Source organism: Bacillus sp. IT-79MI2, assembly GCF_949768135.1.
In the GTDB taxonomy this organism is placed as follows: Bacteria; Bacillota; Bacilli; order Bacillales; family Bacillaceae_G; genus Bacillus_A; species Bacillus_A pseudomycoides.
Genome location: NZ_CATKPV010000061.1, coordinates 1 through 12,755, shown reverse-complemented (window position 1 = coordinate 12,755; position 12,755 = coordinate 1). Strand labels below are relative to the sequence as shown.

14 protein-coding genes, 3 pseudogenes and 1 riboswitch are annotated in these 12,755 nt (G+C 35.5%); of the genes and pseudogenes, 12 read left to right on the top strand and 5 right to left on the bottom strand.

The features are described 5' to 3' along the window. The first annotated feature begins 10 nt into the window (after positions 1-10). The 4 genes from nirD to ACM6HU_RS13430 are packed head-to-tail and all read left to right on the top strand — an operon-like array spanning position 11 to position 2,962. Positions 11-328 (top strand): nitrite reductase small subunit NirD, encoded by a 318-nt coding sequence (gene nirD, locus ACM6HU_RS13445; protein ID WP_016116998.1) that lies wholly within the window; start codon positions 11-13, stop codon positions 326-328. A 60-nt stretch (positions 329-388) separates the two neighbouring features. Next, positions 389-1,813 (top strand): uroporphyrin-III C-methyltransferase, encoded by a 1,425-nt coding sequence (locus ACM6HU_RS13440; RefSeq protein WP_016116997.1) that lies wholly within the window; start codon positions 389-391, stop codon positions 1,811-1,813. After that, positions 1,810-2,520, top strand: coding sequence for a sirohydrochlorin chelatase (locus ACM6HU_RS13435; protein ID WP_016116996.1), 711 nt, complete (start codon positions 1,810-1,812; stop codon positions 2,518-2,520). Before ACM6HU_RS13440 ends, ACM6HU_RS13435 begins: the two co-directional genes overlap by 4 nt. Further along, positions 2,513-2,962 (top strand): precorrin-2 dehydrogenase, encoded by a 450-nt coding sequence (locus ACM6HU_RS13430; protein WP_016116995.1) that lies wholly within the window; start codon positions 2,513-2,515, stop codon positions 2,960-2,962. Before ACM6HU_RS13435 ends, ACM6HU_RS13430 begins: the two co-directional genes overlap by 8 nt. A gap of 32 nt (positions 2,963-2,994) precedes the next feature. On the opposite strand, the pseudogene ACM6HU_RS13425 reads toward ACM6HU_RS13430, so the two are convergent. From ACM6HU_RS13425 to ACM6HU_RS13415, 3 genes and pseudogenes are all read right to left on the bottom strand, one after another. Further along, positions 2,995-3,528, bottom strand: a pseudogene (locus ACM6HU_RS13425) (YitT family protein); the annotation flags it as partial. Then, positions 3,516-3,662, bottom strand: a pseudogene (locus tag ACM6HU_RS13420) (translation initiation factor, aIF-2BI); the annotation flags it as partial. The pseudogenes ACM6HU_RS13425 and ACM6HU_RS13420, both read right to left, overlap by 13 nt. A gap of 17 nt (positions 3,663-3,679) precedes the next feature. After that, positions 3,680-3,841 (bottom strand): hypothetical protein, encoded by a 162-nt coding sequence (locus ACM6HU_RS13415; RefSeq protein ID WP_016116992.1) that lies wholly within the window; start codon positions 3,839-3,841, stop codon positions 3,680-3,682. A gap of 303 nt (positions 3,842-4,144) precedes the next feature. Here ACM6HU_RS13415 and ACM6HU_RS13410 point away from each other — a divergent pair, with 303 nt between their 5' ends. After that, on the top strand, positions 4,145-4,240 hold the full coding sequence (locus ACM6HU_RS13410; protein ID WP_018767156.1) for a DUF3948 family protein: 96 nt from the start codon (positions 4,145-4,147) through the stop codon (positions 4,238-4,240). A gap of 70 nt (positions 4,241-4,310) precedes the next feature. Here ACM6HU_RS13410 and ACM6HU_RS13405 read toward each other — a convergent pair whose 3' ends face one another. Next, the gene (locus ACM6HU_RS13405; protein ID WP_033671679.1) at positions 4,311-4,916 is read right to left on the bottom strand and encodes a lysophospholipid acyltransferase family protein; all 606 of its coding nucleotides are present in this window, start codon (positions 4,914-4,916) and stop codon (positions 4,311-4,313) included. A gap of 338 nt (positions 4,917-5,254) precedes the next feature. Between ACM6HU_RS13405 and ACM6HU_RS13400 the strand changes: the two genes are divergently transcribed. After that, a complete protein-coding gene (locus ACM6HU_RS13400; RefSeq protein WP_016116987.1) occupies positions 5,255-5,359 on the top strand; it encodes a DUF3948 family protein in 105 nt (34 codons plus the stop codon). Positions 5,360-5,422: 63 nt separating this feature from the next. Here the strand turns inward: ACM6HU_RS13400 and ACM6HU_RS13395 are convergent, their stop codons facing one another. Then, positions 5,423-6,370, bottom strand: a complete 948-nt coding sequence (locus tag ACM6HU_RS13395) for a substrate-binding domain-containing protein (RefSeq protein ID WP_033671675.1) — start codon at positions 6,368-6,370, stop codon at positions 5,423-5,425. Between the two features lie 132 nt (positions 6,371-6,502). On the opposite strand from ACM6HU_RS13395, the gene modA reads away from it, so the two are divergent. The 6 genes and pseudogenes from modA (at position 6,503) to ACM6HU_RS13365 (ending at position 12,637) form a co-directional block, all read left to right on the top strand. Beyond that, positions 6,503-7,309 (top strand): molybdate ABC transporter substrate-binding protein, encoded by an 807-nt coding sequence (modA, locus tag ACM6HU_RS13390; RefSeq protein WP_077295472.1) that lies wholly within the window; start codon positions 6,503-6,505, stop codon positions 7,307-7,309. Between the two features lie 5 nt (positions 7,310-7,314). After that, positions 7,315-7,992: a molybdate ABC transporter permease subunit gene (gene modB / locus ACM6HU_RS13385; protein WP_016116984.1), complete on the top strand. Its 678-nt coding sequence runs from the start codon at positions 7,315-7,317 to the stop codon at positions 7,990-7,992. Positions 7,993-8,564: 572 nt separating this feature from the next. Continuing rightward, the gene (locus ACM6HU_RS13380; RefSeq protein WP_016116983.1) at positions 8,565-9,416 is read left to right on the top strand and encodes a GRP family sugar transporter; all 852 of its coding nucleotides are present in this window, start codon (positions 8,565-8,567) and stop codon (positions 9,414-9,416) included. A gap of 254 nt (positions 9,417-9,670) precedes the next feature. Beyond that, complete coding sequence (proC, locus tag ACM6HU_RS13375) at positions 9,671-10,474, top strand: pyrroline-5-carboxylate reductase (protein WP_016132206.1); 804 nt, start codon at positions 9,671-9,673, stop codon at positions 10,472-10,474. Position 10,475: 1 nt separating this feature from the next. Next, the gene (locus ACM6HU_RS13370) at positions 10,476-11,309 is read left to right on the top strand and encodes an aldo/keto reductase (protein ID WP_016116981.1); all 834 of its coding nucleotides are present in this window, start codon (positions 10,476-10,478) and stop codon (positions 11,307-11,309) included. A 161-nt stretch (positions 11,310-11,470) separates the two neighbouring features. Further along, positions 11,471-11,575: riboswitch (SAM riboswitch) on the top strand. A 143-nt stretch (positions 11,576-11,718) separates the two neighbouring features. Next, a pseudogene (locus ACM6HU_RS13365) lies at positions 11,719-12,637 on the top strand (ABC transporter substrate-binding protein). Positions 12,638-12,755: the final 118 nt, after the last annotated feature.

Genomic DNA, 12,755 nt, shown 5'->3' with positions numbered 1-12,755 from the left:
AGTGATCTACATGTTGCAAACAAAAGAAAAAATAAAAATAATGCATGCAGAAGACCTTCCTGTGCAAATCGGTAAGGAAGTGCGAATTAAGGATATATCCATCGCCTTATTTCGTCTTTCAAATGGTGATATTCACGCTGTAGAAAATCGGTGTCCTCATAAAAATGGACCTTTAGCTGAAGGGATTGTTTCTGGAGAATTCGTCTTCTGTCCATTGCATGACTGGAAAATTTCATTAATAACAGGTGAAGTTCAAAAGCCTGATGATGGTTGTATTCAAACATATGAAGTAGAAGTTATTGATGGTGATATTTATATATACATGTAGCTTGTACAAGGAAGCCCCTTTTGGGGTTTCCTTTCAAGTAAAAATAGATGAGGTGTAGGGATGAACGGATACGTATATTTAGTTGGCGCTGGGCCTGGTGATGAAGGACTGATTACAAAAAAAGCAATAGATTGCTTAAAGAAAGCTGATGTTGTTTTATATGATCGCTTATTGAATCAAAATTTACTTCGCTATACGAAGCCAACATGTGAACTCGTTTACTGCGGGAAAATGCCAACGAATCATATTATGCGACAAGAAATGATTAACGCTCATTTAGTTCAGTTTGCAAAAGAAGGTAAAACAGTCGTCCGCTTAAAAGGCGGAGATCCATCTATTTTCGGCCGCGTTGGTGAAGAAGCAGCCGCTTTAGCAACAGAAAACATTTTATACGAGATTGTTCCAGGGATTACATCTAGTATTGCCGCTAGTGCGTATGCCGGCATCCCTCTTACCCATCGTAATTACAGTAATAGTGTAACTTTGTTAACCGGTCATACAAAAGGCGCAATTAGCGACCAAGTAAATTACAGCGCCCTCTTAAACAGCGATACAATTGCTTTTTACATGGGCGTTAAAAACTTGCCGGTAATTTGCGAAAATTTATTACAAACAGGAAGAAAAAAAGATACACCAGTAGCAGTTATTGAATGGGGTACAACTGGAAAACAACGAGTTGTTACAGGTACACTCTCCACAATCGTGGATGATGTAAAAAAAGAACAAATTTCAAATCCATCGATGACAATTGTTGGTGAAGTGGTGTCCTTACGAAAACAAATTGCTTGGAAAGAACACAAGCCACTACATGGAAAAAAAGTTTTATTTGCCTCTGCAACAAACAAAACAAGTATACTAGCGCAAAAGTTACAAGCAGCTGGCGCAGAAATACATCAAATACCAACTTTCAAAAAGCAAGAATATATGCTAACAGCTGAACAACTCTCTGAAGTATTTGAAGCTAATCGCCTTGTTTTCTGCTCAGCTGAAAGTGTAGCACTCTTATTCCAATCCTGTGCGCAGCATCAAAAAGATATTCGCTCCTTAAAAGCAACATTGCAGTATATGAATGCCGCTACACAGAAGGCACTTATGCAGTATGGGCTTTTAAGCTTACCTGCAACACTTTCCAACGAAACAACCGTTTATTTAGGTCGAAATATTAACCGCATTGCCATCATTCAGGAAAAAATAGGTGCTGGCTCTTATATCATGACACACGAATATAAAATTGATCATCGTTTTGATGAAGTTCATTCACGTACACTGACTGAATTCGCATGGGATAGCATTGTATTTGAAGGACGTGCTGCAATCGATACGTTTATCACAGAAGTAAACCGCCTTGGTTTCACAGATATTCTGAATTTACCATTCTCCTATATCGATGAACCAACTTTACAATATGCCAATAAAGTTGGACTTCATCACATTGATTATCAATTACAAACTATCATCAATGAGAAAAGGGTGATTACACAATGAAAGGCATCGTTTATATTGGACACGGTAGCAGATTACAAGAAGGCAATAAACAGTTCATTCACTTTGTTCAGTCTGTTATAAACGAGCGAAGTGAAAATATCCAAAAAATTGGATTTCTCGAACTAACAACACCGACTGTTCAAGATGCGATTGTAGAAGCAATCACTGAAGGTGCAACTGAGATTTTAATTGTCCCTGTTTTATTATTTGCAGCGGCCCATTATAAACGTGATGTTCCTTTTGAAATTGAGAAAATAAAAAAGCACTATCCACACATTACATTTTCAGTTATACCACCTTTTAGTACACATCCGCTTATGATCGAACTTGTCATAAAACGAATACGTGAAGCTATGCCAATGCCAAATAGTGAAATCTTACTTGTTGGCCGTGGTAGCAGTGATTCTCAGCCTATACATGAATTAAGACAAATTGGGGCAGCTGCCCAGCAAAGACTCTGCTTGCCGGTTTCCTGCTCCTTTTTAACAAAAGGAACACCTTCTTTTACTGATGAACTCAATGAAAAGTCATCACACGCAAGGCATGTATATGTCATGCCTTATCTTCTCTTCACTGGGTTATTACTTCAGAAAATAAATCGGCATACAAAAAAATATGCTAACGTTACAACTTGTAATTGTCTTCAATTTGATTCCTACATGAAATCTGCTTTATTAGAGCGAATGGAGGAATATGTACATGTATAACATTTATCCAATTATGTGTAATCTCCAGGGCAAAACGGTTGTGATCATCGGTGGTGGAAAAATTGCATATCGAAAGGCAGCTGGTTTAAAGAATACAGGAGCTCGTGTCACGATTGTGAGCCCGTATATTTGTGAAGAAATGGAGAATCTCACCTATATTACATGGAAGGAAAAAATGTTTACAGAAGAAGATATTAAAGATGCTCATCTCATCTATGCTGCTACAAATCATCATGATGTAAATATGATGGTCAAACAAGCTGCACATGATTTTCAATGGGTTAATATCGTAAGTGATGGCACAGAGTCATCCTTTCATACACCTGCAATCATTCGAAATGACGAATATGTTATAAGCATATCAACTTCTGGTAAAAATCCATCCTTTGCAAAACGAATAAAAGAAAAACTAATGAAGATCCTTCCCAAAATTATAAAATAAAAAAAGATGAACGAATCCCCTCGTTCATCTTTTTAGCTTGCTTTAAAACCACCGCCAAGTACATCTCGTACATCGTGAATAACAACAAATGCATCTTCATCTACATTACTGATTACTTGTTTTAATTTTACAAGCTCTTGCTTATTAATTACGACATATAGTACTTCTTTATTTTTTCCAGTATAACCACCGCGGCCTTCTAAAACAGTAACACCCCGTGTCATATGTTTCGTAATCGTTTCACGAATTAAATCTGGTTGACTAGATATAATCGTAACTGCTGTTTTCGTATTAATTCCTTCTACAATGAAGTCGATTACTTTTGCTCCAATAAATACTGCAACGAGCGTATACATTGCTTTTTCTTGCCCAATAATGAATACCGACCCTACAATTACAACAATATCAATAATAAGAACACCTTTTCCAACGCTCCATCCTAAATATTGATTCGCTAACTGAGCTAAAATTGCTGATCCTCCAGACGTACCTCCCGCTCGGAACATACAGCCTAATCCAATACCGACAAACACTCCAGCAAATAAAGCTGCTAATAACGTATCCGCCTATTAGTAGCAACAAATATCCCCTGTTGATATGAGAAGAAAAAGTTATCCTTCTCATATACCCCTATCACAAGAGACAAGATTTGTTCATCAGGCTCTACATACTTTTTCACATTCAATAATAGTTCATTCATTAATACTCCTCCAAATTCTATTCACTGTCGTAACACTTGAAAAGAATCCATAGATTACTACATAACCGGTATAATTCAGTTATAAAGTATGAAACGCGTTTCCAGTCAAAAAAATCCGCTATGTAATGACACATAACGGACACACCTGCTAGCTTTGCAATATCTCTAATATTTGTCATGCGCTCACCTCTTTCTTTAACGGACGAATTTCATAATCCCTTATCAAATTTTTATATCCTTACATAGATGTTCAGTTTCCTTACAAAAGTGTAATCCTCCTGTAAGCTAATTCGATAGTGACTTCTCTCCATATTTCGTACAATTAGGTCAGAAAGTAACAACAACCATTCGAAAAGGAGCGGATACGCATGATGAACAATATAGAAATAAATAAACTCGTAAATACAATGAGCATGGTGTTATCCGCTCTTGTCGATGCAAAATCAGTTGCTCATTCATTAAATAAGTAAGGAGAGAGTATGATGAACAATATTACTTTTAACAAATTAGATTTTATCGGATTAGCTAGCGGCTCAGCTCTTCTTACAGCTTTCATTTATGCTGCTACGCTTCTATAAATTTGTGTCCCCTTCCCCTTTATATAAACAGTAATAGAAAAGACGACCGTCTATGCCCGGTCGTCTTTTCCTATTTTTTATTTTGTTGTAATGTCTCTGTTAATTCTTCAAACATTGTATTTAATTGATCCGTCATCATTTTCATAGCTGTTTTTCGATCCACTGTCTCTCCCGCTTCAACTTGAATCGGATTACCAAAAATTAATTTTGCTCTTTTTCCCTTAATTAATTCTTTTACACTTGATGGCCCAACATAAGCTGCCGGTACTAAAGGAACATTAGAACGCATTGCAATCGTAACAGCTCCTGCTTTTAAAGAAACATCCTCTGTCGATCTCGTTCCACTTGGAAAAATCCCTACTACTTTCCCATCTTTTAATAAACGGGATGGAATTTTCAATGTACTTGGCCCTGGATTTGCGCGATCTACCGGAAAAGCATTTACATTCTTAAAGAACCAATTTGTAAATTTACTTTCAAACAGTTCCTTTTTGGCCATATAATGGATTTCCGTTGGGTACATCCCAGCTGCCAGCATTAAAACATCCATAAAACTCGTATGCGTACAAGCAATAACATACGGCCCACCTTCCGGTAATTTTTCTTTTCCTTGAACCTCCACTTTTCCAAGCGTTTTAAATATATATTTCAACAAAAATGTAATTAGCTTATACATTCGTTTCGTTCCTTTCTCAATATCCAAAGTTTTATTATATCCTTACAACAATTATAACACTAAGTTTTAGTAGTTGGTAATAAAATTAAGTGACAATTTTCAAAAATTAATTCTTACAAAGGTGTAATCTTGCTGTAAGCTAATTCGATAGTTACTCCTGGCCGTATTTCATATAATTAAGACAGAAACAAGGGCAACAACAATTCGGAAAGGGGCGGATACGCATGATGAACAAAATGAAAACAAATAAATTTGTAAATACAATGAGTATGGTGTTATCCGCTCTTGTCGATGCAAAAGCAGTTGCTACTACATTAAACAAATAAGGAGAGATAACTATGAACAACATTACTTTTAACAAATTAGACTTTATCGGACTTGCAAGCGGTGCAGCTCTTCTTACAGCATTTATTTACGCACTTGCTCAAGGTCTTGTCCTATAAACTTGTTTCCCCTAACCCCTTTATATAGAGAAAAAGCTGCTCGTCCATAGACAAGCAGCTTTTTCAATTTGTTTCATATATAATTTGACCTGTTTTACTTATATCGTACCCACCAATTGCTCGTAGCTCATTTTGAAATTCTGTCGATTGCAGTATTTCTTTTACTGCTTCAATAAGTTGTTCATTTTCTTTATTTTTTAAGATTACTAAGTCATATTGTTCTTTCATAAGTGGAATAAAATCTACATTCACAATTTGTGCTACCTTTTCTGTTCCTATGCCGACATCAGCTTTCCTATTAGCAATTTGAGAGGCAACACCAAGATGATTAGACTCTTCCCAATTATATCCTCGAATATTTGCTTTATCTACATTTTGAATTCTCACCTGTTCATCTACTAGTACACGAATTCCCGATCCTTTTTCACGATTCACAAATTGAATCGATGAACGACTCAAGTCAGCCCACTTTTGTATTCCTTTTGGATTTCCTTCTTGGACATAAAACCCAACATTTCTCGCTAATAAGTTCATCACAATACATGGCTGTCCAACTAAAATTCGTTTTACATATGGAATGTTATATTCTCCTGTATCTCCATCAAACAAATGTAAACTAACGATACTTCCTTCTCCTTGAGACATTTTAATTAAACTCATTAAACTCCCCTGATAAGCCCGGAGCATACTAGAGCCTGTTAAAAATCTTTCAAGATGTTTCGCTAGCATATCTAATGTTAACTCTTGTCCACTAATTACACAGGAAGATTCTCTATTCTTCTCCTCTAGTTTCATAGACGCAGTTTGTACTTTCCCTGTTTTCATTTGCTGAATATATTGTTCTAAGTCCACTGCATCGATACGCATTTGTCTACCAACTCTGTAGGAAGGTAGTTCACCCTTTTTAATTAAATCATACACTGTTAACTTTGAGACTTTTAATCGATTTGCTACTTCTTCCGTTGTGTAGGAATGATGATCCATAGACGATTCCTCACTTTCTCTTTTCATTGTAACAAAGAAAGAAAATTTCTCCTATTTTTTCAAAAAGTGATTTATTTCACACTATATTTAGTTATATCTATTTATAATTAAATATAATTAGTTATAATTAATATAGTGAAAAGAAAGGGGATTATATTTATGAACAGATTTACATTACGGTACATTGGGGTATTCATGCTTTCTTTCCTTCTTATATTTAGCTCGGCTTGCACAAGTGGAGAAAAAAAAGAAAAAACGACTGCTAAAGAAGAAAAGACAGTTGAACTTACGATATCTGCAGCTGCAAGTTTACAAGATGCTTTCAAAGAAATTGAAAAACAATATAAACAGAAAGAACCAAACATAAAGCTTTCCTTTAACTTTGGTGGTTCTGGTGCACTTCAGCAGCAAATTGAACAAGGGGCTCCTGCTGATATATTCTTCTCTGCAGCAGAAGATAAATTTCAAACACTTGTAAAAAAAGGATTTATTAATGAAAAAGAGGGGAAAAATCTTCTTGGAAATGAACTTGTTTTAGTCATTCCAAAGGAAAGTCCCATTAAAACATTTCAAGAGTTAAAAGAAGAAAAAGTGAAGAAACTAGCAATTGGTACACCTGAATCTGTACCAGCCGGAAAATATGCAAAGGCTTCACTTACGCATGAAAATCTATGGAATGACCTCCAAAATAAAATTGTATTTACAAAAGACGTCCGCCAAGTGTTAACATATGTAGAAACAGGAAATGTAGATGCTGGAATTGTATACAAAACAGATGCTCTCATTTCAGACAAAGTAAAAATTGCAAATGCAGCACCAACTAATTCTCATGAACCTATCCACTATCCAGCAGGGGTTATAAAAGAATCCAAGCATAAGAAAGAGGCGACTTCATTCTATGAATATTTACAGTCAAAAGAGGCACAATCTATCTTTAAAAAATATGGATTTACAATTCTATCTTAACTACCATGGCATTTGATACACTTTGGCCGCCTATTTTTCTTTCCTTACGAGTAGCTGCACTCGCCACCATTATTGTTATGATTTTCGGCACAATTATTGGACGAGTATTAGCTCGCTCCTCGTGGCGCTATAAAGTGTTATTAGAAACCATTTTTCTATTACCGATGGTGCTCCCGCCAACTGTTATTGGGTTCTTTCTCATTATTATTTTTGGGAATAACAGCCCAGTTGGTAAGTGGATTGAATCATTATTTCAACACTCTATTATGTTTACATCATGGGCGGCTGTCATCGCTTCAACAATCGTTTCATTCCCACTTATGTATCAATCGGCCAAGACAGGTTTTTCTATTGCAAACGAGCAAATTGAAGACGGTGCCCGTGATCTTGGGGCCAGTGAATACCAAGTCTTCTTACATGTCACATTGCCGCTTGCATTCCCCGCACTACTTAGCGGAATGATCTTAAGCTTTGTACGTGCACTTGGTGAATTTGGAGCAACTCTTATGTTTGCCGGAAACATTCCAGGAAAAACACAAACGATTCCTACAGCCATTTATATGGCAATTGATGCAAGTAACATGCAGCTTGCTTGGACACTAGTTATCATAACTGTTGGTATGTCCCTCATTTTCTTACTATGCATTCAACTAATTAATAAAAAAATTACTTCTTTAAAGTAGCTTTCGACAAAAAGCTGCTTTTTTATTTCCCGAAAAATAAATTATTTTGTAGAATGAAATACTTTATTTTCACCTTACAAATTTGTAATCTTACTGTAAGCTAATTCGATAGTTACTATTACCTGTATTTCATATAATTAAGTCATAAAGTAAAGCAGATGGGAATTAGATTGTCCCCCCCTCTTCCCATTAGTTAAAAAAGCTAAGTAACTTTATTTCCCCCCCTTAAAAAAGACCTCTAATTGAGGTCTTTTTTTATTTTGATAAAATAAAAATTCGACCAAATTTTACTGATTTTTGAGATAAGGTCTTACTGTTCTTAAATAGCGAGTCAAATAACAGAATTTTAATTTTTATAGAAATATACATTCTGTTTGAATTTACTTTCTAAAATAGGTACTTTCCTGTTATTATATTTAGGTATTTGAAAAAAATGAAGAAATGAAACCGCATTTATATCGTAAATTCTTCATCATGTTTTAATGATCGGTAATCTTCCACTTTCTAAGTGGGAAATTACCGATCGTTAAAACGAAATTATATTGATATAGAAAAGTGAAGGGAGTCTTGTAATGGACATTTTATTAGCGCTTCTTCCTGCAATTGCATGGGGAAATGTCTTATTAGTAAGCGTAAAAATGGGCGGCGGTGCATATAGTCAAACGTTAGGTATGACAATCGGTGCTTTATTCTTCGCAACAATTATGTATGTATTTACTCAACCGGCTTTAACTATGACAATCTTAATCGTCGGTTTTATTTCAGGTTTATTCTGGGCTTTAGGACAGGCAAACCAATTAAAAACTGTTGAAAAACTAGGTGTTTCAACAACTGTAACAATTTCAACTGGGATGCAACTTGTTACGACTTCTATCTTTGGCGTTATCGCTTTCCATGAGTGGACTACTACTACGACGATTATTATGGGAACGATTGCAATCCTTTTAATTGTAGTCGGTGTTGTCTTCACTTCACTAGATGATAAAGAAAATACTCAGCCTCCAGGACAATTGAAGAAAGGGCTTTTCACTTTAATTGTTTCTACTTTCGGCTACCTTGTATATGTAATTATTATTCGTTGGTACAATATCGATGGTTGGTCTGCTATTTTACCACAAGCAGTCGGTATGTTCGTTGGTGCTGTTGTACTGACATCTAAACATAAACCATTTAACAAATATGCAATTCGTAATGCTTTATCTGGTCTACTTTGGGGAACAGGTAACTTATTCTTACTTCTTTCTTTACCAAAGGTTGGAGTGGCAACAAGTTTCCCACTATCCCAAACTGGAATCGTTATCTCAACATTTGGTGCGATCGTCTTTTTAGGTGAAAAGAAAACGAAACGTCAAATGGTATTTATTGCACTAGGTAGTATATTAATTATCGGTGGTGCTGTTTTACTTGGTATGACAAAATCGTAATCACACACCCCCTGAAGCATGTATGCTTCAGGGGGTTTTCTATTCACTAATCCTATTTCCCTCTACACTATCTATTCTTTAAACTTTAATGCCATTCTTACCAAACTCATCAATAACTATACTACTATAAAAGTTAATATGGCGTATATTAACCTCTATAACATATTTGTATAAGTCTTTTCTTTTTACAAAGATCTCTTAAAGATGTTATCGTTTTTTATACCATATTCTAGGCAGAAAGGAATAAAGGATATATGCCCAAGAAACATAGAATTTTATTTATTGGTGCTGGCCGTATGGCAGAAGCAATCTTTGCCGGACTTCTCAAAACAAGTAACGAACATATAGAAGAAATTATTGTATCCAATCGAAGTAACATAGAGAAGCTTGAGCAACTAGAGAAAAAATATGACATCTCAATTACAAATGATTGGAAGCAATACATTAAAAATGTGGATACCATTGTTTTAGCAATGCCACCAGCTGCACATGAACAATTATTGGCGGAGTTATCGCCTTTTCTAACTCATCAATTTATCGTGACAGTTGCTGCCGGAATTGGTCCATCTTATTTAGAAGAAAAACTTCCCCAAGGTACACCCGTTGCCTGGATTATGCCAAATACAGCTGCAACAATTGGAAAGTCTATTTCTCTATATACAATGGGGCATTTTGTAAATGAAGAGCAGCAAGAAACTTTACAACTACTCTTAAAGGGAATTGGCACAGCGCAGTTTTGCACAGAAGAAGAAGTTCATCAGCTTACCGCTGTAACTGGAAGTGCACCTGCCTTTCTTTATCACTTTGCTGAAGGCTTAATTGAAGCAACGAAAAGCTATGGAATCGATGAAGCAACAGCAAAACATCTTGTCATTCAAATGATTGCTGGCTCTGCTGCTATGCTCGAGCAAGAACAAAATCCCGCTATACTTCGAGAACAAGTGACAACACCAGGTGGTTCAACTGCCGAAGGTTTAAAAGTTCTATATGAGAATAATTTTTCGAAGGTTATTTATCAAGCAATTGAAGCAACAAATAAAAAAGCTAGGGGGAATTAAGATGACATTAACATGCTTACAAGATTGCACAACATTACATAACGGTGTAAAAATGCCTTGGTTTGGCTTAGGTGTTTTTAAAGTTGAAGATGGTACAGAAGTAATAGATTCTGTAAAAGCAGCCATTAAAAACGGATACCGTAGCATCGATACAGCTGCAGTATACAAAAATGAAGAAGGTGTTGGAGAAGCAATTCGTGAATGCGGAGTTCCTCGTGAAGAATTATTTATCACATCAAAAGTATGGAATAGCGATCAAGGTTATGAGTCAACATTACAAGCGTTCGAAACAACATTACAAAAATTAGGATTGAAATACTTAGATTTATACTTAGTGCATTGGCCTGTAAAAGGAAAATATACTGAAACATGGAAAGCATTAGAGCAACTCTATAAAGATGGACGCGTTCGTGCGATTGGTGTGAGTAATTTCCATATCCATCATCTACAAGATGTATTAGAAATTGCCGAAATTAAGCCTATGATTAACCAAGTTGAGTACCATCCACGCTTAACACAAGAAGAACTTCATACTTTTTGTAAAGAACATAGCATTCAACTTGAAGCTTGGTCACCATTAATGCAAGGTCAACTACTTGAACACCCAGCATTACAGGAAATTGCTACAAAATATAACAAATCCACAGCACAAATCATTTTGCGCTGGGATCTGCAAAACGAAGTTGTAACTATTCCTAAGTCAATTAAAGAACACCGTATTATTGAAAATGCAAACATCTTTGATTTTAACTTAAGTGCTGAAGACATGAAAGCAATTCAAGCATTAAATGAAGATCACCGCGTTGGTCCAGACCCTGATAATTTTGATTTTTAAAAAGAAAGAACACTGTGTAATTGCACAGTGTTCTTTCTACGTCAACAAAAAAACTGAATGTTACAACTATATTGCGTTTGATTGACAGTTCTTTTATCAAGGTGTAAGATTTTGAATAATCAAAGAAACAAAAAAATTAATATAAATTACTATGTTTACTCATTGTATCAAGAGAGGTGGAGGGACTGGCCCTTTGAAACCTCGGCAACAGGTTCACTTTGAATACTGTGCCACTTCCTGCAAGCATTATGCTTGAAAGATAGAATGAGGGACTTCGTTTATATACAGGTACATGCCTTGTAAACAAAAATCCCTCTTTCTCGATAAGAAAAGAGGGATTTTTTCTTTCCCTCAAAGTTGTTCATTAACTATTTTTTTAATACCCAAACAATTTAGGGAGGAATTTCACATGAAAAAGAAATTTGTACCTGCTGTCGCATCTGTTTTAGGAGCAAGTATTTTATTAACAGGATGCGGTAGCTATAAAGACGATGTAAGCGGAGCAAAAGCAAAAGATAAAGCACCTGATAAACAAGTATTGAACTTAGCTGCTGGTACAGAAATCCGCACAATGGATACTGCACGCGCTACAGATACTGACTCTGGCCAAGTAATGAGAAACGTATTTGAAGGTCTATATAACCTTGGTGAAGGAAACAAACCTGTGCCTGGTGTTGCAAAGTCTCATGAAGTGAGTCCCGATAAAACAAAATATACATTCCATTTACGTGATTCCAAATGGAAAAGATTTTCGTGAGGAGAATGGCAATTTAACGAAAGAAAATACAAAAGATGCTCAAAAATTCTGGAAGCAAGCAAAACAAGAATTAGGTTCTGATAAAATTTCAATTGAATTATTAACAAGCGATAATGACCTTCCGAAAAAAACTGGTGAATATTTAAAAGAACAACTAGAGAAAAATCTAGAAGGCTTAACAATTAACTTGAAGCCTCAACCACGTAAACAACAAGTCACATTATTGCTACAAGGAAATTATGATATTGCTGTTGATGGCTGGAGCCCCGATTTTGCTGACCCAATTACATTCTTAGAATTATTTACAACTGATAACTCATACAACTTAGATCACTATTCTAATAAAGAATTTGATGATTTGATCCAAAAAGTAAAAACTGACTTAGCTGGTGATGAAAAAGCACGCTGGGAAGCTTTAAAACAGGCAGAAAAAATCTTATTTAAAGATGCTGTTATCTCTCCTCTCTATCAAAATGGAACAACATACTTAGAACGTTCTTATGTAAAAGGAATAGTTGAAGTTGATTTTGCAGGACCACTTAACTTCAAATGGGCAAAGGTTGAGAATTAATCTCGCCTTATAGAAGTTAATTTTAACGAAAGCTTCGATTACAAGAGAAAAAGGGCATCCTCCAATAATCTGTACCCTTTGTAAAGGACATTTTTAAAAAAAGTTATGCAACATCAAA